Below are 21,130 nucleotides of genomic sequence, written 5' to 3'. Positions count from 1 at the left end.
AGTGTACTACGATAGCAAAAGTTCTGACGGCTTTGCCCCAACCGTCAAGCCATCAACGTACTGAAAGTGCCCATCGTAACTATAGAGAGGCCAGCCGTGCTGGAGTGCGGCGGCAGCGATCCACATGTCATTTGTGGGAATAGGGTGACCTTTGACGCGTAAGCCACGATACACAGCCGCATAAAAAGCTGCAGTTCCTTCATCCACTGTCAGGATATGAACGCGCTCTGACCGCAGAAATTGCCGCAGTTCTGCCTGGTTTTTCGCTTCGCGTGAGCCGATGGCAAAACCAGCGAGCAGTTCGCCCAGAACAATGCTGCAAAGGGCAAGGCGGGTTGCCCTCTGCACAATCTCTACAGCATCGGGATGTCCTTGCTTGAAAGCCGTATAAGCATTCGTATCAAGCAAGATGTCGTTTACGGCCATAGGACCTCGTCAATCTGGTCAAAGTAGGCGATGGCGCGACGGAATTCGTCAGCTTCTTCCGCACCCCACGTGCCGGCAAGTGCGTCCAGATCATGATAGCGTTGTTGCCCCGCTCGTTGGCGCTCTACCTCAAGACCGCGATAGATAAGCTGACGGACAACAAACTCCACAGGCATACCCGTGCGTTGGGCTTCACGCTCAATCCACTCAGTGGCCATCCTGTCGAGTTGGGTGATTGTCAATGGTTGTCCCATTATCTACCTCCTCAGATTCATGCCTCTTATCAACTCCCCTTCATTGATGACTCGTATACATGCGCATCCGTTCATCTCTATCCATTTTATCACGCGCATTTGTCCCATAAAAACAGGACAGAATGTAGAATCACAGACATTGACTCTACTGAAAAAAGGCCAAAAACCGGGTTTTTACACATGAACCGGCCGGACACTCGAAAAACCCGGTTTTTTCAGTGAACTCAGACATTATAAGTTAACCCAGACGGTTTTGGTCTGCGTGTACAGTTCCAGCGCGTCCTTGCCCATTTCGCGGCCAAAGCCACTTTCCTTGTAGCCGCCAAAGGGGGCGGCGGCGTCGAAGAGGCCGTAGTTGTTCACCCACACCGTGCCTGCCTGGACCGCCTGCGCGTACCGGTGCGCTTTGCTCACGTCCTGCGTCCACACACCCGCCGCCAGACCATAGCGGGTCTGATTGGCGCGGCTCACCAGCTCCTCCCAGGACGCAAATGGGGTGACGGCCACGACGGGGCCGAAGATTTCTTCCTGCACCAGCGCCAGGGAATCGTCCTGGTGTGTGAAAATAGTGGGGGGCAGGAAGTAACCATTTGCCAGGTCGCCACCCAGCCGCTCGCCGCCCGTGACAATCTGCGCGCCCTGCTCGCGTCCGCTGCTGATGTAGCCCATGATGCGCTCTAGCTGCCCGGCGGAGATGATGGGGCCAATGTGCGCTTTGGAGAAGCCGTCGCCCACGCGCACGCGCGCGGCCTGCGCCGCCAGCCCTTCCACCACCTGCTCGTAAACGGGTGCTTCCACGAACAGGCGCGACCCGGCCACGCACTCTTGCCCGGCAGTGCTGAAGACGGCCCAGGTAGCCCCGCGCACCGCTTTGCTCAGGTCGGCGTCGGCGAAGATGACGTTGGGGGATTTGCCGCCCAATTCCAGGCTGACGCGCTTCAGGTTGCTGCCGGCAGCCGCCGCCATAATCTTTCGCCCCACCTCCGTCGAACCCGTGAAGGCTACCTTGTTCACGCCCATGTGCGCGGTGAGGGCCGCGCCCGTGGGCAAGCCCGGTCCGGTGAGGACATTGACGACGCCGGGGGGGAATCCGGCTTCCACGAAGATGTCCGCCAGGCGCAGGGCGGTGAGCGGGGTTTGTTCGGCGGGCTTCAGGATGACGGTATTGCCGGCAGCCAGCGCGGGAGCCAACTTCCAGGCGGCCATCAGCAGCGGGAAATTCCAGGGGATAATCAGGCCAACGACGCCCATTGGCTCGCGCAACGTGTACACAAACTGGTTGGGAATGGAGACGGGAATGGTGCTGCCTTCCAGTTTGCTGGCCCAGCCCGCGTAGTAGCGGAAGTGACGCGCGGCGAAGGGAATGTCCCCGTTTCGGGAGACGCGCAAGGGTTTGCCGTTGTCCAGTGTCTCCAGTTCCGCCAGTTCGTCGGCGTGCTGCTCAATGAGGTCGGCCACTTTCCACAACAGGTTGCCCCGCTCCGCGCCGCTCATGGTGCGCCAGGGGCCGTCGTTGAAGGCGGTGCGGGCGGCGGCGACGGCGGCGTCTACGTCGGCGGCGTGCGCCAGGGCGACTTCGCCCAACGGCTGGCCGGTGGCCGGATTGATGGTGAGGAAGGTCTCGCCGCTGCTGGGGGCGGTCCATTCGTTGTTGATGAACAGTTTATGCGGGCTGCGTTGGAGGAAGGCAACGGTGCCCGGTTGCAGGGAAACGGCGGGAAGGGTGATGGTGGTCATGGGAACTCCTGGTGAGGGATGAAGGATGAGGGATGAGGGATGAGGTATGAGGCCATACTTCATACCTCATACCTCATACCTTGTTGTTGTTTTCTGCTTCTGGTGATGGGTTGTCCACTGGCAACGGAGCGCCGACGGCTATTTCCATTTTGCGCAGGCGGTAAAGGGTTTCCTGGGTGAGTTGGCGGTGTTTGCCGGCAATATCCGCCTGAATGCCGAACAGTAGCACGATGATGCCCACGAGAAAGAAGCCTGTGCCCAGGGTGACGGACTGACTGAAGCGGCCTACGCCGCGTTCAGCGGTGAAGAGGTAGTAGTAAAGGAAGCGGAGGATGAGGAAAATGCCGGCACTCACAAACGGAGCCGCCAGGTACGCAAAGGTGCGCAGTGGTTCATAAAACGCATACACACGCAAGATCGTACTCGCCTGCGCCTTGACGAAGTGCCACGTATTCCGCTGCAAACGGGAAGGGCGCGTGGGCGGATTCGTGACCACGGGCACGCTGAGGATCGTCAGCCCCATCTTCCCCGCCTGGATAATCGTCTCCAACGTGTAACTAAACTTGCTGAGGACGTTCAGCCGCAGTGCCGCCTCCCGCGAGTAGGCGCGGAAACCGCTGACGGTGTCCGGCACGTCCGTGCCGCTGACGCTGCGCACGACGGCGCTGCCAAATTTCTGCAGCCGTTTTTTCAAGGGGGAGAAGTACGGATTGGCGACAACCTGGCGATCACCGATGACGATGTCCGCCTCGCGGTCGCGGATGGGGCCAATGAGGTCGGGGATGAAGCGGCCTGGATACTGGTTATCGCCGTCGCTGTTGACGATGATGTCCGCGCCCAGACGCAGGCACGTTTCCAGGCCGGTCTGGAAGGCGCGGGCCAGCCCCAGGTTACGCGGATGGCGCACGATGTGCGTGACGCCGTGGGCGGCGGCGATGGCGGCGGTGTCGTCGCTGCTACCGTCGTCAATGACCAGGGTTTCGATGTGGGAAATGCCGGCAATCTCCCGCGGCAGTTCCCTCAAAACCTGGGGCAAAGTCTCCGCTTCATTATGGCAGGGAATCTGGATGATTAGTTTCACGCGCTGATTTTAGCGTATCAGGCGGATTCTTGCAGCAGATCATCAATCTCCAACCAATCCAGTCCCCCCCAGGCATACCGCGCCATGTCCACGCGATACGCATCATCCACAACCACCCCCTCCGCCCGCAGGCGCGCTGCCTGCTCTTCCGCGCCGAATTCCCGATTGACAATGCTAATGCGCCCCTGGCTGTTAATGACGCGATGCCAGGGCACGCCCTCATATGTGGGATCGTCCTGCCTGTCCTTCAGCGCCCGTAGCGCATAACCAACCGCCCGCGCCGCGTTGGGTGCGCCCAACATGCGCGCAATGTGCCCATAACTGGTCACTTTCCCCGGCGGAATACGCCGCACAACCTTATACACCTGTTCGTAGAAGTTCATCCGACACCGTTCCACATGCCGTTCCGCGGTATGATAAAAGTCACCGATTTGGGGTGACATTCGTCATTTCTTACTGCTATTGATTATGGTAGCATAAAGTTAGTAACAAACCACGCATCAACAGAGGCAGCGCGTCAGAGCCAAAACAAAGATTGAAAGAATGGTGTGCTTGGATAGCGCGATTCGTGGATCGCCCCAGACACCAAAGGTTATGTGAGTAGGTTTGCTCTATACGCAGCCTCGAAATGGTGGTTTGTTCCCCTCAATCAGCGTTCGTTGATATGGCAGGTGGGGTATGAATGGGAGTCGAAAATAGCTGGCGGATCGGAAGGTCCGCCAGCTTCTTTTTTGGGAAAATTCAGAAACGGGGCAATGGGACGCTTTCAGCAGGCTTCGAAAATAGTGGTCAGTGGGTAGTGGGGAGTGGTTAGAAGCACACGCCGCCAGTTATGAATTCGTGCCATTCGTGGCAAATTTCTGTCCGGTTTATCCAGGCTAGAACACGGATGTGCGGATTTTCGTTTCGCTGGTCAGGGTGCGATGCACGGGACAGCGGTCGGCAATTTGGGCCAGGCGCGCTTTTTGCGCCTCGCTCAAATCGCCCACGAAGGCGATCTGGGTGTGGATGATGTCTACCTTGCCGCTGCCCGTCGTGGCGCAATCCGCGCATTCGTCCCCCGCGACCTGCTCATGGCTGAGGGTGACGCGCACGCTTTCCAGAGGCCACCCCTTGCGGCGAGCGTACAAGTGCAGGGTCATCACCTTGCAGGCGGCAAGAGCGCCCAACAGCAAGTCATACGGACCGGGTCCGGCATCGTCTCCACCATCGTGAATGGGTTCATCGGCAATCCAGTGGTGACTATTCGCATCCACTGCCACCTGCAAATTCCGCAACGACCACGCAGTTACCGTCATACCTACCTCCTAAGAGTGCATCCAAGATTGGTTCATTCTTGGAGAATGAACCAATCTTAAACGCGCCCTAATCCGCCGTCACGCGCACGCCGCGCCAGAAAGCGATGTAATTCTCAATCTGCTTCGCCGCCTCTTTTGGCCGCGGATAGTACCACGCCGCCCCCTGGTTCACATCCCCATCCACCACCACATCATAGTAGCTGGCAACCCCCTTCCACGGGCACACCGTGTGCGAACTATTGGGGCGCAAATACGCCTGGTTCACGGCGGCGGGCGGGAAGTAATGGTTCCCCTCCACCACAATCGTCTCCTCACTCTCCGCCAGGACAACGCCCTGCCACATTGCTTGGGCCATAATGACACTTCTCCTTACTGGCTCAAATCCAAAAAAGTCTGTGGGAAGCCGCCAGCAGGTTGGTCAGGACGTAAACGGCAAAGCCTGCCGGCGGCAACATTACCTGGACGCGCCCACATAGCGAAAGCTTACCTTCCCCCCGTAGGGCGGGTTGCCAACCCGCCCACTCTCGCCAGAATAAACACATTAGAGTACAGCCAATCCCGCCAGCAAATACGGCGCGGCTTGTTTCCGCGAGACAAAGGTGGGTTAACAACCCGCCCTACATCACTTCCCCCTGCCCACTGCCGCAAGAATGAACACGTCAAACGACAGCAAATACCGCTGGCAAATGGGGCGGGGGTTGCTTTTGCAAGGCAGGGGCGGGTAAGCAACCCGCCCTACAGAAGGCGCTGGGGCGGATTTCGCGGATTGGGCTTTATCTGTATAATCCCTGCTAGTTCCAGTTTACTTTACATAGAGATAATAGCCAGGCGGCCAGGCTGCCAGCGGAGAACAAGGATGCCCGATTATTCATATAAGCAAACGAGCCAGATAACGTGCCCGCAGTGCGGCGTCTCTTTGACGGCGCAGATGTGGCTGATATTGGATGCGGCGGCCCGCCCGGACCTGTTGGACGCCCTGCGCCGGGGAGCGCTGCACACCAGCGTCTGCGCCAATGGACACCCGATTCCCCTGGACCTGCCCCTGCTGCTGTATCGCCCTGGGGAAGATGCGACGCTTTTGTTTTCGCCCGCGGAACAGACCAGCCAGGAAGAGGACCAGCAACACGCGAATGCCCTGTTGGGGATGCTGCGCGACGCCCTGGGGGCGGCGTGGAATGCCGCCTGGGTGGAACAGATGCCCGTCGTCCCCCGCCGCCTGCTGCCCCCGCTGCTCGCGGACGATCCCGAAGCCGCCCTGGCGCAAATGCAGGCGGCAATGGCCGCGGAGATGGAACGGCTGCGCCAGGAGGACCCGGAAAGGTTTGCCCAACTGGAGCAGGCTGCCCGCGACGCCCTGGTGGAGGCCGGGAATGAGCCGGAAGAGACATCTCCTGCCACCACGGAGCCAGCGATGGAAGCTGTGCTACGTTTGGTCAATGTACACAGCCTGGAAGAACACCAGCGCGTGCTGCGTGCAGACCAGGCGCTGCTGCTCACAGATGCCGCCGCCCAGGCATTGGCTGAACTTATCCAGCAGTACGAGGACGATCCCAACGCTCTGCGCCAACTGCAAATGCACCAGCGCGTACTGCAGCGGGCGCAGGATGTGGGTATGGAGGCAGCCCTGACTGAACTCGTAGCCCAGGCGCAAACGACGTCCGCGGCGCCGCCTTTGTTGGTGCGCTTGCAGGAGTTTATCCAGGCTGAAACCTGGGGCCAATCGCAGCGCATTGTGGCACAGAACCCGGATCTGCTTACTGACGAAGCGGATGCCCTGTTGACCCAATTGTGTGCCGCAGCCGAGGCGCAAGGCGAAGAAGACGCTGCCCGCCATTTCACCACCCACCGTGACCTGCTGCGTCGCTGCCGCGAGATAGGGATCGAAGCTGCATTTGCTGAAATCATAGGCGCTGGCCAGACTGCATCCTCCACGCCTGCGACTTTTCGCCAGGCGTGGCAACAAGCGCAGACGGCGGAAGCCCATTATTTACAGACGGGCGACATCGCTTTTTTGCACGAAGCCATTGCCGCCTGGGAAAGCATCCTGCGCCACCGTGTATTCCCTACCGCCGATGCCCGCTTTCGCCTGGCTGTACTGAATGACAGCGGCGGCTGCTATCTGCGCCGCTATTGGGCCCGGGGGCAAACCAGCGATCTGAACCAGGCGCTGGCGCAATGGCGCCAGGCGGTGCAGGCCACGCCCGCCGGCTCCCCGGACTTGCCATCTCTCTTGAACAACCTGGGCAACGGGCTCCGTGCCCGCTACGCCGCCCGCGGCAGCTTCGCCGACCTGGAAGAAGCCATCGCCGTCTATCGCCAGGCGGTGCAGGCCACGCCCGCCGGCTCCCCGGACTTGCCATGCTACTTGAACAACCTGGGCAACGGGCTCCGTGACCGCTACGCCGCCCGCGGCAGCTGCGACCTGGAAACCATCGCGTCTATCGCCAGGCGTGCAGGCCCCCGCCGGCTCCCGGACTTGCCACGCTGAACAACCGCCGCCTGACTAGCGCCCGGGGCTTCGCCGACCTGGAAGAAGCCATCGCCGTCTATCGCCAGGCGGTGCAGGCCACGCCCGCCGGCTCCCCGGACTTGCCCGGCTACTTGAACAACCTGGGCAACGGGCTCCGTGACCGCTACGCCGCCCGCGGCAGCTTCGCCGACCTGGAAGAAGCCATCGCCGTCTATCGCCAGGCGGTGCAGGCCACGCCCGCCGGCTCCCCGGACTTGCCAGCTACTTGAACAACCTGGGCAACGGGCTCCGTGCCCGCTACGCCGCCCGCGGCAGCTTCGCCGACCTGGAAGAAGCCATCGCCGTCTATCGCCAGGCGGTGCAGGCCACGCCCGCCGGCTCCCCGGACTTGCCATCTCGCTTGAACAACCTGGGCAACGGGCTCCGTGCCCGCTACGCCGCCGCGGCTCGCCGACGAGCCATCGCCGTCATCGCCAGGCGGTGCAGGCCACGCCCGCCGGCTCCCCGGACTTGCCATCTGAACAACCGTCGCCGCCCGCGGCAGCTTTCGCCGACCTGGAAGAAGCCATCGCCGTCTATCGCCAGGCGGCCCTGACTGCCATCCGCACCCGCCGTGCCGCGGCTGCCTGAAAGCCATCGCCGTCATCGGGCGGTGCAGGCCACGCCCGCCGGCTCCCCGGACTTGCCATCTCGCTTGAACAACCTGGGCAACGGGCTCAGTGCCCGCTACGCCGCCCGCGGCAGCTTCGCCGACCTGGAAGAAGCCATCGCCGTCTATCGCCAGGCGGTGCAGGCCACGCCCGCCGGCTCCCCGGACTTGCCATCTCGCTTGAACAACCTGGGCAACGGGCTCAGTGCCCGCTACGCCGCCCGCGGCAGCTTCGCCGACCTGGAAGAAGCCATCGCCGTCTATCGCCAGGCGGTGCAGGCCACGCCCGCCGGCTCCCCGGACTTGCCCGGCTACTTGAACAACCTGGGCAACGGGCTCCGTGACCGCTACGCCGCCCGCGGCAGCTTCGCCGACCTGGAAGAAGCCATCGCCGTCTATCGCCAGGCGGTAGCCTTATGGCAAGATCGATTGTTGTGGCAGTCGGATCCAGGGGTTCCGGCGCGAGCAGCAGCGCAGCTCAACCGCCGCCTGCTGCCACTGCTACTCGCGGCCAGGGATGAGGCTGCCGCGCCAGCATTGATTGAAGCTGGGCGATCTGTGCGCCTTCGCGCAGAACAGGCGCGTCTGAATCGTCGCCCGGCGCAACTTTCGCCCGCGGAAGCGACCGCTTATGATCAGATGCTGGCGGATTTGCGCCAGTGTGATTCTGACCTGCGCGCTCTGGCGGCAGAGCCGCGCACGCCGCAATTGGACATACGGCGCGCCGCTCTCGTGCGCCGCCGCAGAGATTTGCTGGAACGATTACGCCACCTGGAGGCCGCTGATCCGGTTTTTGCCCTACGCGCCCCTGAGTATGCCGCCCTGCGTGATCTGGCCCGCTCTCAAAATCGTCTCCTCCTCTATCTGGCGCCTACCGATGACACCGACTGGGGCACGCTCTGCCTGCTCATTCACCCGGCCTCTCCCCAGGACGCGCCCGCGGCGGCAGACATCATTTCTTTACCCGCGTTTACCCGCGACGCCTGGCAGGACTTTTTCTACGCCCTGTTCCCTACAGACGGATTTGGGGCGGCGGATGTCCCTGGCATCCTGGCGCAGGCTGCTGCCGGGCAGCAGCCCGGCTGGCTCACAGCCTACTGGCTGACGCACCTGGCGCATTTGCCTGCTTTGCATCCGCTCTATCCGCTGGCGCAGGCGGTATGGCAGCGCACCATGACGCAAAGATTGGCCCAATTGGGGCGGGCGTTTCTGCCGCCGCTGCTGGCGCGGCTGGCGCAGTTGCCCGATGTCTGGCCCATCACGCTGCTCCCTGGCGACCTGCTCGCTTTCCTCCCCTGGCACGCCGTGCCCCTCCCCGATGGCGACTTCTTTGGCGACCGGTACGTTCTCAGCTACGCTCCCTCCGCCGTGGCGTTAGAGCAGGCCATCACCCGCGCCGCCGCTCGCCCCCAACTTGAACCCCATCTGACGGCCATCGCCAACCCGGATGGCTCCCTGGCCTTCACCCCGGGCGAAGTGCGGGCCATTGCCGCCCGCTTTGCCGGCCGCGCCCAGGTCGCTTTCGGCTCCGCCGCCCGCCGCGCCTGGCTGCTGGAACACGCCCCCGCGGCCGACTACCTGGAACTCTCTACCCACGCCTCCTTCCATCCCTCTGATCCAGGCCAATCCGCCTTCCTCCTGGCGCACCCGCAAGGGTACACCGCGCCGCTGTGGCAGGCGCTGCCCGCGCGCCAGCCCCTCAACCTGCTGCAGGCGGATTGCGAAAAGCTCACCCTGGACGACATCTGGGCCGGGCGGCTGCCGCTAAAGCCCGGCTGTCTCGTCTCCGCCAGCGCCTGCGAGACGGGCCAGATTGACCGGGGAGCGGCGGAGGAGCATTTAGGTTTCCCCGCCGCCCTGCTCACCGCGGGCGCGGGCACAGTCATCGCCTCCTTGTGGGCCGTGGACGACCTCTCCACCGCCTGGTTGATGGATAAAACCTACGAACTCCTGCTTCCTCCCCATCACCTGCCGCCAGCGACGGCCGTGCAACAGGCTGCCCACTGGCTGCGTACGTTGCCTAAAGCCGACGCCCTTGCCCGTCTGGAGACAGAACTGGCCCCCTTGCAGGCAGCCGAAGCCCGCGGCGAATGGACTATCCTCTCAGAAGAAGCGGAAGCGGATTTGTATTACCAACTGCTGGCTATGGAGTCAGCTTATGACACACTCCACGAATCTACCGCGGCATGTCCATTTTCCCACCCTGTCCATTGGGCCCCCTTCGCCGTCCACGGCGCCTGACCGTAGGGCGGGTTGGCAACCCGCCCCCACACGCAAAAACCGACAGGTGTACTTATCGAAACTACCGTTCAGCAAATACATTATCGCCGGGCGATAGATACGAGTTGGTAAACTGTGCGGCATGGTGGTATATGGGCAGAAAGGCGGGTCGGCGACCCGCCCTACGGGAGGTGAGTCAGGTGAACTGGTTATCCTATCGACAGTCGTATAGGAGGCACTTGCCGCATATTCAACCGCCAGGAGCGGTCTTGTTTGTAACATTCCGGTTGGCTGGTTCACTGCCGCCGGCGGTGCAGCGTCGGCTACACGCTGAGGCAGAATGGGTAGAGAAGCAGATAGCGAGGATCAGCGATCGGCAGGAAAAGGTAGCGCGGGCCTTGCAAGAGCATAAGCGTATGTTTGCACAATGGGATGCCGCCCTGGACAGCAACCGCCAGAGACCGCAATGGCTGGAACAAGCACCTGTAGCTGCAATGGTCGCTGAAAGCTTGCGTTATCGAGACCAGAATGTGTATGATCTGGATACGTTCTGCGTGATGGGTAATCATGTCCACGTCGTATTCGCGCCGCGAACAAAGGATGGTGGTGGTTATTATAGTTTGCCGGCAATCATGCATTCCCTCAAACTTTATACCGCCACGCAGGCCAATAAGTTACTACATCGGTCTGGGGCTTTCTGGCAGCAAGAGTATTACGACCATGTTGTTCGAGATGAAGCGGAATGGCAGCGTATTCGCCAGTACGTAATTAACAACCCGGTCAAAGCGGGACTTGTGTCAGAGTGGGATGCGTGGCCCTGGACGTATGGCAAATGGCTGCCATAGGGCGGGTTGCCAATCCGCTCCCGCAAGGAGTATGGGATGAATAGTATCAAGGATTTGCTGCAACTGCTGCATAATAAGCAAGAGTATTTTAACGAGAACATGACGCCAGGGCAGTGGCAGCAGTTTGTGCAAGAACTGAGGGAACTGGCGCCAGGCGTGGATGGCGCTTTGCAGTCGGGTCAGAGTCGTGAACAGATGCGCGCTTATTTTCAATTGCTGCGCGTGTTGCGCCGTTATCCAGCCGTGCGCGGGGCTGTTCCTGGCGCGGGGAGCAGTATGTGGACAGATCCTCCCTCAGTTCAACCGACGGATGAACCGGTGAAAGGGCTGCCTGTGCAACCCGTAAAGCAGAAATTGATTGACATCGTGCGCGAGATGGACAAATTGCCGGCATCGCCCCCCACTCCCGCGCCAGAGGAACCGCCATCTGATGCCTGACAACCAACCCGCGGCGCGGGAAGCAATGATGCACCAATACCTGTTTCTGGCCCTCAGCCTGGAAACGATAGCTGGAACGGAGAAAATGCCGGCACCTTCCTGGCGCACCCGCGTACAAGAGGTCCTGGAATACCAGTCTGCCTGGCTGGGCCAGGATGCAACCGCGCTGCCCACGATTGACCTCCTGCATTCCGAGACCGACAAAGTACAGCTTTATCCCCCGGGTGGTCAGGCCGCCCGCTGGCAGCCGGGCGCAGACGCATATGCCGCCTTTGCTTTCGTGCAGGCAGAAGGGGACGCTGTAACTCTGCACCTGGCCTGCGGGCACGCTGAGACCGCACAGCCTGACGCCTGGACGCGACTGCAAGAAGGCAGTTGGCCCGTGGCTGAACCACTGCGGCATGACCGTTTTTACCTGGGACAGACGATTTGTTTTGCCGCGCGGGTGGTCGCGGAAACAGATGCCAGGCGACTGGCTGAAGACCTCTTGCCCGGCGTGGGCGGCGACCTGCGGTTGGCTTCTTTGCCCTGGGGGGGCTGGCTCTATGATCGCGTGGGACTCTCCGATCAGTTGGCCCTGTTTTATCCTGACGATGATCTATCAGAACAGGCCGCAACCCGCTTTCTGAACGAAATCTTGCCGCGACTTTCTTTGCTAACGCACAAAGTATCCCACCAATACAGCCGCACTTACTGGCAGTTGCTGCGCCCGCAGCTTATTCAGCAGGAGCAGAATTTGAGCCAGGTCCTGCTGCGTACACGAGCGCCAGGGCAAGACCTGGCTGAATTGGAGAACCAACTCCAGGATATTGCCACCGCTTATGGGCAGTATGCGGTGGAACTGGGGCAATTTGCACGAGCTGTGCAAGGGGTGAACGTCAATGCGGCTAATCTGCAAAACGAAGTAGGACGCGCAGCGCTGCCTTTGGCTGGCGTGCTGCTGGCCTGGCAGCAAGGGCTGGCTGTGGCCGTGGCCCAAATGCAGGCAGATAAGGCTTTTTACCAGGCCACGATTCAGGAAGCGGAAGTCACGCTGCGCACGCTGCAAATTCAGGTTGACCTGCTGCGGGGGCAACTGGAGGCGGAAGAAAACCGCCTGGCGGAGCGGCGCAACTGGTGGCTGGCGGTGATAGGCGTTCTCCTCACTCTGGGTGAGTTTATTGATCGAGAGGTGGCCTACAGCGCGATGTGCGGCGTCGTGAATGCGCTTGGGCGCATGTGCGATCCTGCGGACACTGTGCCAGGCTGGGCGCTATCGCTGATACGGGTTGGGATCATTTTGGGCATTGCGCTGTTGGTATGGGGTGGGAGCCAGTTGTGGCGGCGCAATAAACTGTGAAAAACCCAGTTTTCTTGAAATACCGGGTTTCGGGGTATGGATGACGTTGCCCACGATTTTGTCGTCGGGGTTGATGCCACCCGGACCGTTGGCGTCGCCCACCAGTTGCCGGCATTTTCCGCCACCACGCCTGTCGTATTTCGCAATCCATTCCCACCATTCCCCTCAAGCTCCGAGTCGTGCATGTCCAATGCGTCGCTATTCAGCCGCTGCTTTCCACGCGTGTTCTTGTGGCTGTCAGGTCCATGCTGCTGCCCGGCATTTTCCTCTCCTGGAAGTTAAAGATTGTGCCCATGTCCCTTTATGCTCTGGCGATTCTGACCGCCCTGATTTACAATTTGCAGACGTTACATTGATGGCGTGTCATCTTGCCCTGGGGCGTGAGCGCCCCCTGGCGCAAACGACGGCGCACATCCTTGATCAGTCATTCGCGCGCTTCCATGACCAATCCTCGACAACTATCAACAACGGTGACTATTTCCTCCGCGAACAAGACCTGACGAGTCTACGCGAATAGTTGCCCCACAAGGAATCTTTGCCTTATGATGGGACGAACCCACCAGTTGATTGGCATTTCCACAACGGCGCTGGCGCTGCTGGCGGCGGGAATTGCCCCCGGATCGGGCGGCTTTGTGGTTAGCCTCGGCGTTGGCTGGTTGGCGTCGCTGCTGCCCGATATTGACGCGGCAAAGGGCAGCAAGGCGGACCCGCTTTTGCGGCAGAAGTTGGGCATTGGCGACAACCAGACGCGAAAGGATGTGCAGGCGGCACGCCGCCGGTTTCGCCGCCATCGCAACCCGGAGGGAGCGGTCAATCTGGTGGACGCCTACCTGCGGCGGGGCGTGGCTACTGGCGCGAACAGCGTCGCGGAGTATTTGCCCCATCGCGGTATCACCCACAGCCTGCTCACCTGTCTCTTGTTAACGGGTCTGTTGGCGCTGCTGGTTTCTTTCATGCCGGCATGGCCCACGCGCGGGCTGCCGTTTGCGTTTCTAGTGGGGTATGTCAGCCATCTGGTTGCCGATGGCGTAACGAAAACGGGCATCCCCCTGCTGATGCCCCTGACACGGCGTCGCTTTCACCTGCTACCCCGTCGCCTCCGCCTGACAACAGGAGGCATATTTGAGCAAACCCTGTTCCGTCTCCTGCTGATTGCGGATATACTGCTGGTATTGGGGCTACTGCTGCGCTACCTGCGCGGTTTTCTGCCAGTGTAGTGTTGTTCCCATCTTGAAGGGAAGGATGAGATGATTCCCCTGCGTCCCTTCTTTGCATGGTCGTTCCAGCCCTGAAAGAGACTTCGCTGACTACGCCGACCACCATGGATGAATATCAGCCGGACCGGCAATCCTCAACGACCAAAACTTCCGGTCCTTAATGACAGAGGAGTGTGTCAGATGCGTAGCAAGGTTTTGTTCTTGAGCGTGACAATGATGGTGGTGATCCTGATCCTATTCGCCTATCCGGATGACGGGGCGGTTCGTGGTATAGCCCGCCAGGCGTCATCCAGGTCGCTAATCGGCATCAGGGACCGCCGCCAGACACAAAAAGCATTCTGGGCTTTCGTTGCGCCGCGCCGCCAGAGAGCTAATGACAATCACTTCGGGTTCGTGCAAAATTAACTTTGGGCTATCTGACAAGCAAGAACCCTTCCCGCGCATCCGTCATTTCCAATCTTCAATATGGGTGCGCCCTGAACACTGGGGCCTGCGCCCTATTCATTGATGGACGAACAATGTTGAACTTCACGGCTGTACGCAATAAAGCAATGACGATGGACGAATTGATCGCCGACCTGACGGTAAACGATTTGCGCCGGTTGACAAACGAAATGGTAGACACGATGCTCGACTTGATAGCGCAATGCTCAGACGAAGACGTCACGTTTCAACCGGAAGACCCGGATGCGGACGATATGTTTGCCACCGATGAGGGTGAACAAGGGCTGGCGTGGACGTTGGGACACGTGATTGTGCATACGACGGCCTCCGCGGAGGAGTCGGCGGCGCTGGCGGCGGAGCTGGCGCGCGGCGTGGAATACCACGGACGTTCGCGCGCGGAAGTGCCGTGGCAACAGGTGACGACCGCGGCGCAATGCCGCGCCCGCCTGGAGGAGAGCCGCCGGATGCGTCTGGCTAGCCTGGAGATGTGGCCCGATGCGCCACACCTGGATAATATCTACGAGACAGCTCGGGGCACGGTGATTAACCCGATCAAGCGGTTTGTCTTTGGCCTCTCGCACGATGATAGCCACCTGGCGCAAATTGCGGAAATCGTGCGGCAAGCCAAAGAGAGTCTGCGAGTGACGAGCGGTGAGCGGCGTGGGTAGATGGCGAATAGGCTGAGGGACGCGCGTACGCTAATCATTCACCCATTCACCCGCTTTTTTGTAACGGCTAGACCTCCCGTTGCCTGAACCTGTTGAACTCCATGGTACCTTCGACAGGCTCAGGCGATGGCTCAAGTGGTTGCCGTTTATTCTTCTTCCGCCTCCTCCGAGGTGCGTATGTCGTCGTTTTTGAACAACCCCAATCTTCTTGGCGGTGTTTCGCGCTATTTGTGGCAGCCGGTGCGGTTGGTACGGGCATATGACCGCGAGAACCTGCGTCCTGACTTAATCGCCGGGTTGACGGTGGCCGTGATTTTGCTGCCGCAGGCGATAGCGTTTACGTTGATTGCGGAATTACCGCCACAGATGGGGCTGTATGCCGGCATTATCGGAGCCATCGTCGGCGCATTGTGGGGCGCCTCCAACCAGATGCACACCGGCCCCGCCAACGCCATCTCCCTCCTCGTCTTCTCTTCCCTCTCCGCCGTCGTCGCCCCCAACACCGCCGAATTCATCATCGGCGCGGGACTCATGGCCGTCATGGTGGGGGTCTTCCAACTCCTCATGGGCCTGGCACGGCTGGGCGTCCTCGTCAACTTCGTCTCCCACTCCGTCATCGTCGGCTTCTCCACCGGCGCCGGCCTGCTCATCGCCATCAAGCAAATCAGCCCGCTGTTGGGGTTAAAACTCCCCAACGCGGACGTATTCGTCACCCTGGTCAACTCCTTCGTCAATCTGACCCACACGCATGTGATCACCGCGGCGCTGGGCGTGGGCACCATCATTTTCGTGCTGCTCGTGCGCCGGGTCAATCGCCGCCTGCCCGACGCACTGCTGGCCATGGTGGCCGGTTCGCTGCTCGTTTTTATTTTCAAGCTGGATGAACAGGGGGTAGCAACGATAGGGAAAATGCCGGCAGGCTTTCCCCCCCTTGCCCGCCTCCCCCTACTCGATATTGACTTCATCGCCCAACTCTCCACCGGGGCACTTGCCGTTGGAGCCATTGGCCTCGTGGAAACCGCCGCCATTGCCCGCTCCATTGCCGCCCAGACCGGTCAACGGCTCGACAGCAATCAGGAATTCGTTGGCCAGGGTCTGGCAAACCTCTTTGCCGGCTTCTTCACCGGCTACCCGGTCGCCGGCTCCTTCTCCCGCTCCGCCATCAACTTCGGCGCAGGCGCGCGCACGCCTGTGAGCGCCCTGTTTTCCGGCCTCTTTGTCCTCGTTGGCCTCTTCTTCCTCGCGCCGCTGACCGCATTCGTACCCACGGCGGCGCTGGCGGGCGTACTCATCGTCACCGCCTACCGCATGGTTGATCGGGCGGAAATTCGCCGCATCGCTTTCAGTACGCGCAGCGACGCCCTCATCATGCTCGTCACCATCCTGGGCACGCTCTTCCTGCGCATCGAATTCGCCGTGCTGCTGGGTATTTTGCTCTCTTTTGCGCTCTACATTCGCAAAACCAGTCTACCCCAGGTTTATTTCGTACTACCGGACGACAACTTCCGCCATTTTGTGCCGCACGCGGCGCATAGCTGCCCCCAAATGAGCCTGCTGGAAATCAAGGGGGACCTCTATTTTGGCGCGGTCAGTCATGTGGAGGAAGTGATCCAGGAACACTTGCTCGACTGCCCCGAAGAGCGGTTCCTCCTCCTGCGTATGCACAGCGTCAACCAGTGCGATTTCAGCGGCATACACGCCCTGGAGAATATCGTGCGCATGTATAGGGAACGGGGCGGTGACGTGTTTGTGGTGCGGGCCAATGAGGCGGTACTGCGGGTCATGGCGCATTCTGGGTTTGATGTCTATCTGGGGCCGTCCAACTTTTTGTCGGAAGACGAGGCCATTTCCCATCTGTTCCACCGTGTGTTGGACCCGGCCATTTGTATCTATGAATGCCCCGCGCGCGCGTTTCGCGAGTGCCAGAATCTGCCCAAGTATGCCTACCCGCCGGACCTGAAGTTGGAAGCAGTTGTGCCGGTGGGGAGTGTGCCCGAGCTATCAGCACGGGCGTTGTACGCGGAACTGCGGGGGGTGTCTGGTTCGCGCCCGGTGGTGATTGATGTGCGGGAGCCGCGCGAGTATCGTCGCGGACATATTCCAGAAGCGCAACCGCGGCCGTTGGTGACGGTGCTGCGTGAGGGGGTGGAAATGCCGGCACAAACCCCCATCGTCTTTGTTTGTCGTACCGGCCGCCGCAGCCGTCGCGTTGCCTACCAACTGCGCCAAAACGGATACGCCAACGTCACCATCCTACAAGGCGGCATGTTATCCTGGGAAAATGCCGGCCTGCTGGAAGCCATAGACGACTTCGAAGAATGAGGGATGAAGGCGGAAGGATGAGGGATGAAGGATGAACAGCCAGACACTCGACACCAATCAAGTTCTTTTCCGCAACATCGGCCTGGACCTGCTGCGCGTCACGGAAGCCGCCGCCCTCGCCGCCGGTCGGTGGGTTGGCTCCGGCAAATACCTGGATACACACCGGGCGGCGGCGGAAGCTGCCATCCACGCCCTTAACGAAGTGGAAATGGACGGCCACATTGTCATTGGAGAAGAAGGAAGACTGGGGACGCTTTCTTCCCTCAACAGCGGCTCCCACGTGGGCACGGGTAGCGGACCGCCATTGGACGTCGTCGTAGACCCCATTGATGGCACAAAGCTGGTTGTCAGCGGTTATCCGGGTGCCATTTCAACCATCGCTGTTGCCCCACGTCACACTATCTGGTCCCCTCACCCCGCCGCCTATGTCGATAAAATTGTCGTTGACCGCGAAGCGGCAGAGGCGTTAGTCCCCGAGGTGATGGACGCCCCCGCCGCCTGGACGTTGGCCTTGATCGCCCGTGTCAAAGGGAAGTCCGTGCGCGACCTGGACGTGGTAGTGTTGGACCGCCCGCGGCACGCTGACCTGATCGAGGAAATCCGCGCCACGGGAGCGCGTGTCTGGCTGCGCCAGGCGGACGCGGAAGCCGCGCTGCTGGCGGCCACCGTAGGCACAAACATTGACGTGTTGATGGGGATCGGTGGCGCGGCGGAAGCCATTTTGGCGGCTTGCGCCGTGAAGGCACTGCACGGTGGTATGTTGGCCCGGCTGGCTCCGCAAAGCCGCGCCGAAAGGGACGCCCTGGTGGAAGCAGGCCTGGAGCGGAAGCGCATCTGGTCAGTTGCGGAAATGGTGCGCGGTGACGATGTGTTCGTGGCGGCCACGGGTATCACCCGCAGCGATCTCCTGCATGAAGTTGACTTCCACGGTCAAGTGGCCCATCTTCATTCGCTGCTGATCCGCGCCCGCACGGGCACGCGCCGCTTTGTGCAAACAGAGCAATCGATTCTACAGGAAGTGGTGACTGCCAACCCGCTTGTAGGCTGAACCTGTCGCCGCCTCTCTTGCCTTCGGCAGGCTCAGGTAAGCCAGATTGGACCAATTTTCTCTGGTGACAATGGCCGTTGAGCGTATGAAATTGGTCCAATCTCCAGAGAGCGTTAGTAGTTACCTGAGAACCGGCTAAAGCCTCGACTCCGGAGTGGGCGCTTCAGCGGGTTTTTCAACACGGAAGAGATTTACGCAACGCCGTACCAAACAGCGGCATCGCTGGATGCGCTGGAAGTGACCTTCCAACTTGCCAAATGACAAGTTGTTTTCGGACAATTAACAGGAAAGGACAGTTTGTCGGTTGTTGGCTGGGGTGCGTCGCACCGGCTCCGTCTGTCAGGCAGCCGTGCCGGGCTGCGCGCGAACAAGCAAAATAGGCATGGAGGCCAGGCGCAAGACGCGGTCGGCCACGCTGCCAAATACCCAACGACTGACCCCGCTGCGACCATGCGTGCTCATGACGATCAGGTCAACGGGCAACCCTTCGGCAACGTCCAGGATAATATCGGCGACAGGTTCGCCGTCCACGACTTTGCAGTGAACGATGTGCCCTTGCTGGCGCAGGGAACCTTGTTGCGTTTTCAGATAGGATTCCGCCTCTTCGTAGGCCAGCTCGCGCAGGCCGGTGATCAAGGAAGCATAGGCGGCTCCCGTGGTATGGCTGACAACGTGTGGCGGCAGGACCACGCGCACCAGAGTAATTTCGCCGTCGAATTTTTGAGCAACTTCCAGAGCGACGGGGAGGGCGGATTCCGCCAGAGCGGAGCCGTCCAGAGGGACAAGGATGTGTTTGAACATGGTCATTCTCCTGGGCAGCCGGGTTGTTTGAGAGAGGGGAAGGGCCTGCTGCCGTAACAGTTCAGGTGCAACGAAACTCCCGTGGGTGGCATGACGAACATGTCGTCTGCCGGTACGTTACACCTTAATTATCGAAGAGCGGCCACTGGGCGTACAGTGATAATCAACAGGTGTGGTGACGAGGAATGTCACCAGCGGAGGGAGGCGAAAACTGGCTTGCGGTGGCATCCGAGCTATTTTCGTGACAGACACTGGCGTTTTGGGCGCGGCGGCTTCAACCGGCCCACGGATGGGGTTCGACACGGCTGAAGCGGCGATGCCGCTCACCCTATTTCGGTTTCGCCAGACTCGAGTTTGTGATTAACTTCCAACATGGATCGGTGGTGTGCGCATTGTAGATAGGTTCGGCGAGGTGTGAGAATGCGTGAGGAAACGGGAGAACAGAAACAAATGCGGTGGCGGACGAAGTGGTGGTTGATTGGTGGTCTGGTGGTCCTCGTGTTGTGCGGGCTGGCGGCGGCGGTGACGGCGGCGGCGTGGTTGTGGCAATCGTATGGGGCCGTGGTAGGGTCGCTGCCGGCAGCAGTGCAATCCTCGCCAACCTTGACTCCGGAGTCAGGGGGGACACCGGAAGCGGCGGAGGGAGAAAGCGCGAACGAAGCGCCGGCGGGGGCAAACCCCGGCGGGGGCGGGCGGCTGGTGTTGGTGGATTCCCGTCGGCAGGTGGCGACGATTGATGGGGAAGGAAATAATCGGCGGCAGTTGACGGATGACGATCGCAGCTATCAGTTTCCGGTGTGGTCGCCGGATGGGGAGTGGATTGCGGTGTTGGGCAGCGACGATGCCGGCAGCGGCGTCTATCTACTCGCCGATGCGCCCGCCCGCGACAGCGCCCCCCTGAGCATTTATGGCAGCGAGAACGACGCGCCCTTCTATCTTTATTGGTCGCCGGACAGCCAAACCGTGAGCATTCTTGCCAACCATGCCGGCAGTTTGGGGCTATTTCTGGCAGCAGCCGGAGAAAACGGACCCGCACGCCTGCTTACCACGGGCCAACCTTTCTACTGGGCATGGTCTCCCTCCGCGGACCGCCTCCTCATTCACACAGGCGCCAATCAGGAAGAAGCGCGACTGGCCTTCATTGACCCCACCGGCACGAAAACGGGCGAAAACCTGGCCGCCCCCGGCTCCTTCCAATCGCCGGGCATCTCGGCCAGCGGCGCGTACTGGGCGTTTACGGTAGAGGATGCCGCGGGGGCACGCTGGTTGGTGATTCAGAATGACCGGGGCGAATCGGAAACACGTATTCCGCACCGGGGCACGGCGGCCTTGACATGGAGTCCCGCGGCGGACAGGTTGGCCTTTATCAGCCCGGATAGCGGCGGCTCCGACCTGTTTGGTCCGCTGCGACTGTATGATGCGCAAACTGGTCAGATCGCCCTGCTAACAAGGCAAACCGTGGTGGCCTTTTTCTGGTCGCCGGATGGGCGACGGCTGGCGTTCTTGACGCTGCATGGCCGGGACAGCATCGAGGCGTCCGCTGAGATGCAACCGCTGGCGGCAATCCGACCGGCGGAGCGGCGCGCCATGCAGCGGGATCAACTGCCGACAATGGATGTATGGGTGGTGGATGTGGGAAGCGGCAACGAGGGGTTTGTCACGTCGTTTACGCCAACGCCCCTGTTTCTGGCCCAGTTCCTACCCTTTTTTGACCAGTACGCGCTCAGTCATCGTCTCTGGTCGCCGGATAGCGCGGCGCTGGCCCTGCCGGTGGCGGAGAACGGTGTGCCGCACATTATGGTGATTCCGGTGGATGGCCGCCGCCCGCGGATTGTGGCGGATGGGATGGTGGCGTTTTGGCGACAGCAGTAGA

Annotated in this window: 22 protein-coding genes; 14 read left to right on the top strand and 8 right to left on the bottom strand. The window is 60.8% G+C overall.

Features of this window, described 5'->3' with window-relative positions; all coding sequences use genetic code 11:
- Window positions 1-6: 6 nt before the first annotated feature.
- From H6650_21075 to H6650_21045, 7 genes are all read right to left on the bottom strand, one after another.
- Window positions 7-426, bottom strand: a complete 420-nt coding sequence (locus H6650_21075; protein MCB8954504.1) for a type II toxin-antitoxin system VapC family toxin — start codon at window positions 424-426, stop codon at window positions 7-9.
- On the bottom strand, window positions 417-680 hold the full coding sequence (locus tag H6650_21070) for a hypothetical protein (GenBank protein MCB8954503.1): 264 nt from the start codon (window positions 678-680) through the stop codon (window positions 417-419). The genes H6650_21075 and H6650_21070 overlap by 10 nt, the downstream gene beginning before the upstream one ends.
- A gap of 231 nt (window positions 681-911) precedes the next feature.
- Window positions 912-2,417: an aldehyde dehydrogenase family protein gene (locus H6650_21065; protein ID MCB8954502.1), complete on the bottom strand. Its 1,506-nt coding sequence runs from the start codon at window positions 2,415-2,417 to the stop codon at window positions 912-914.
- Window positions 2,418-2,490: 73 nt separating this feature from the next.
- Window positions 2,491-3,498, bottom strand: coding sequence for a glycosyltransferase family 2 protein (locus H6650_21060; GenBank protein ID MCB8954501.1), 1,008 nt, complete (start codon window positions 3,496-3,498; stop codon window positions 2,491-2,493).
- Window positions 3,499-3,515: 17 nt separating this feature from the next.
- Entirely contained in the window at window positions 3,516-3,881 is a 366-nt protein-coding gene (locus H6650_21055) for an MGMT family protein (GenBank protein ID MCB8954500.1), read from the bottom strand.
- 495 nt (window positions 3,882-4,376) lie between these two features.
- Window positions 4,377-4,796: an OsmC family protein gene (locus H6650_21050; protein MCB8954499.1), complete on the bottom strand. Its 420-nt coding sequence runs from the start codon at window positions 4,794-4,796 to the stop codon at window positions 4,377-4,379.
- Window positions 4,797-4,863: 67 nt separating this feature from the next.
- The gene (locus tag H6650_21045; GenBank protein MCB8954498.1) at window positions 4,864-5,151 is read right to left on the bottom strand and encodes a DUF427 domain-containing protein; all 288 of its coding nucleotides are present in this window, start codon (window positions 5,149-5,151) and stop codon (window positions 4,864-4,866) included.
- A gap of 501 nt (window positions 5,152-5,652) precedes the next feature.
- Here H6650_21045 and H6650_21040 point away from each other — a divergent pair.
- The 13 genes from H6650_21040 to H6650_20980 all read left to right on the top strand — a co-directional run bounded on the left by H6650_21040 (window position 5,653) and on the right by H6650_20980 (window position 18,456).
- Window positions 5,653-7,284, top strand: coding sequence for a hypothetical protein (locus H6650_21040; GenBank protein MCB8954497.1), 1,632 nt, complete (start codon window positions 5,653-5,655; stop codon window positions 7,282-7,284).
- A gap of 71 nt (window positions 7,285-7,355) precedes the next feature.
- Window positions 7,356-7,535 (top strand): tetratricopeptide repeat protein, encoded by a 180-nt coding sequence (locus H6650_21035; GenBank protein ID MCB8954496.1) that lies wholly within the window; start codon window positions 7,356-7,358, stop codon window positions 7,533-7,535.
- Window positions 7,532-7,861, top strand: coding sequence for a tetratricopeptide repeat protein (locus tag H6650_21030; protein ID MCB8954495.1), 330 nt, complete (start codon window positions 7,532-7,534; stop codon window positions 7,859-7,861). The genes H6650_21035 and H6650_21030 overlap by 4 nt, the downstream gene beginning before the upstream one ends.
- A gap of 18 nt (window positions 7,862-7,879) precedes the next feature.
- A complete protein-coding gene (locus H6650_21025) occupies window positions 7,880-10,156 on the top strand; it encodes a CHAT domain-containing protein (GenBank protein ID MCB8954494.1) in 2,277 nt (758 codons plus the stop codon).
- A gap of 218 nt (window positions 10,157-10,374) precedes the next feature.
- The gene (locus tag H6650_21020) at window positions 10,375-10,980 is read left to right on the top strand and encodes a transposase (protein MCB8954493.1); all 606 of its coding nucleotides are present in this window, start codon (window positions 10,375-10,377) and stop codon (window positions 10,978-10,980) included.
- Window positions 10,981-11,016: 36 nt separating this feature from the next.
- A complete protein-coding gene (locus tag H6650_21015; GenBank protein ID MCB8954492.1) occupies window positions 11,017-11,418 on the top strand; it encodes a hypothetical protein in 402 nt (133 codons plus the stop codon).
- Window positions 11,411-12,757 (top strand): hypothetical protein, encoded by a 1,347-nt coding sequence (locus H6650_21010; protein MCB8954491.1) that lies wholly within the window; start codon window positions 11,411-11,413, stop codon window positions 12,755-12,757. Before H6650_21015 ends, H6650_21010 begins: the two co-directional genes overlap by 8 nt.
- A gap of 355 nt (window positions 12,758-13,112) precedes the next feature.
- Window positions 13,113-13,274 (top strand): hypothetical protein, encoded by a 162-nt coding sequence (locus H6650_21005; protein MCB8954490.1) that lies wholly within the window; start codon window positions 13,113-13,115, stop codon window positions 13,272-13,274.
- Between the two features lie 25 nt (window positions 13,275-13,299).
- A complete protein-coding gene (locus H6650_21000) occupies window positions 13,300-13,974 on the top strand; it encodes a metal-dependent hydrolase (GenBank protein ID MCB8954489.1) in 675 nt (224 codons plus the stop codon).
- A 180-nt stretch (window positions 13,975-14,154) separates the two neighbouring features.
- Complete coding sequence (locus H6650_20995; GenBank protein ID MCB8954488.1) at window positions 14,155-14,379, top strand: hypothetical protein; 225 nt, start codon at window positions 14,155-14,157, stop codon at window positions 14,377-14,379.
- A gap of 113 nt (window positions 14,380-14,492) precedes the next feature.
- Complete coding sequence (locus H6650_20990) at window positions 14,493-15,086, top strand: DinB family protein (GenBank protein ID MCB8954487.1); 594 nt, start codon at window positions 14,493-14,495, stop codon at window positions 15,084-15,086.
- A gap of 177 nt (window positions 15,087-15,263) precedes the next feature.
- Complete coding sequence (locus H6650_20985) at window positions 15,264-17,408, top strand: STAS domain-containing protein (GenBank protein MCB8954486.1); 2,145 nt, start codon at window positions 15,264-15,266, stop codon at window positions 17,406-17,408.
- 31 nt (window positions 17,409-17,439) lie between these two features.
- Window positions 17,440-18,456 (top strand): fructose-bisphosphatase class II, encoded by a 1,017-nt coding sequence (locus H6650_20980; GenBank protein MCB8954485.1) that lies wholly within the window; start codon window positions 17,440-17,442, stop codon window positions 18,454-18,456.
- A gap of 339 nt (window positions 18,457-18,795) precedes the next feature.
- Here the strand turns inward: H6650_20980 and H6650_20975 are convergent, their stop codons facing one another.
- Entirely contained in the window at window positions 18,796-19,257 is a 462-nt protein-coding gene (locus H6650_20975; GenBank protein MCB8954484.1) for a universal stress protein, read from the bottom strand.
- 420 nt (window positions 19,258-19,677) lie between these two features.
- On the opposite strand from H6650_20975, the gene H6650_20970 reads away from it, so the two are divergent.
- Window positions 19,678-21,129, top strand: coding sequence for a PD40 domain-containing protein (locus tag H6650_20970; protein ID MCB8954483.1), 1,452 nt, complete (start codon window positions 19,678-19,680; stop codon window positions 21,127-21,129).
- Window position 21,130: the final 1 nt, after the last annotated feature.

It is taken from the genome of Ardenticatenales bacterium (genome assembly GCA_020634515.1).
In the GTDB taxonomy this organism is placed as follows: Bacteria; Chloroflexota; Anaerolineae; order Promineifilales; family Promineifilaceae; genus JAGVTM01.
The sequence above is the reverse complement of the archived record's forward strand: the minus strand, read 5'-3'. Positions and strand labels throughout refer to the sequence as shown.

Coding starts and splice junctions, on each gene's coding strand:
- H6650_20990 (MCB8954487.1), top strand. CDS start 14,493: ATGTTGAACTTCACGGCTGTACGCAATAAAGCAATGACGATGGACGAA.
- H6650_21065 (MCB8954502.1), bottom strand. CDS start 2,417: ATGACCACCATCACCCTTCCCGCCGTTTCCCTGCAACCGGGCACCGTT.
- H6650_21070 (MCB8954503.1), bottom strand. CDS start 680: ATGGGACAACCATTGACAATCACCCAACTCGACAGGATGGCCACTGAG.
- H6650_20980 (MCB8954485.1), top strand. CDS start 17,440: ATGAACAGCCAGACACTCGACACCAATCAAGTTCTTTTCCGCAACATC.
- H6650_20975 (MCB8954484.1), bottom strand. CDS start 19,257: ATGTTCAAACACATCCTTGTCCCTCTGGACGGCTCCGCTCTGGCGGAA.
- H6650_21005 (MCB8954490.1), top strand. CDS start 13,113: ATGGCGTGTCATCTTGCCCTGGGGCGTGAGCGCCCCCTGGCGCAAACG.
- H6650_21055 (MCB8954500.1), bottom strand. CDS start 3,881: ATGAACTTCTACGAACAGGTGTATAAGGTTGTGCGGCGTATTCCGCCG.
- H6650_21010 (MCB8954491.1), top strand. CDS start 11,411: ATGCCTGACAACCAACCCGCGGCGCGGGAAGCAATGATGCACCAATAC.
- H6650_21000 (MCB8954489.1), top strand. CDS start 13,300: ATGATGGGACGAACCCACCAGTTGATTGGCATTTCCACAACGGCGCTG.
- H6650_21050 (MCB8954499.1), bottom strand. CDS start 4,796: ATGACGGTAACTGCGTGGTCGTTGCGGAATTTGCAGGTGGCAGTGGAT.
- H6650_21075 (MCB8954504.1), bottom strand. CDS start 426: ATGGCCGTAAACGACATCTTGCTTGATACGAATGCTTATACGGCTTTC.
- H6650_20985 (MCB8954486.1), top strand. CDS start 15,264: ATGTCGTCGTTTTTGAACAACCCCAATCTTCTTGGCGGTGTTTCGCGC.
- H6650_20970 (MCB8954483.1), top strand. CDS start 19,678: ATGCGTGAGGAAACGGGAGAACAGAAACAAATGCGGTGGCGGACGAAG.
- H6650_21045 (MCB8954498.1), bottom strand. CDS start 5,151: ATGGCCCAAGCAATGTGGCAGGGCGTTGTCCTGGCGGAGAGTGAGGAG.
- H6650_21015 (MCB8954492.1), top strand. CDS start 11,017: ATGAATAGTATCAAGGATTTGCTGCAACTGCTGCATAATAAGCAAGAG.
- H6650_21040 (MCB8954497.1), top strand. CDS start 5,653: ATGCCCGATTATTCATATAAGCAAACGAGCCAGATAACGTGCCCGCAG.
- H6650_20995 (MCB8954488.1), top strand. CDS start 14,155: ATGCGTAGCAAGGTTTTGTTCTTGAGCGTGACAATGATGGTGGTGATC.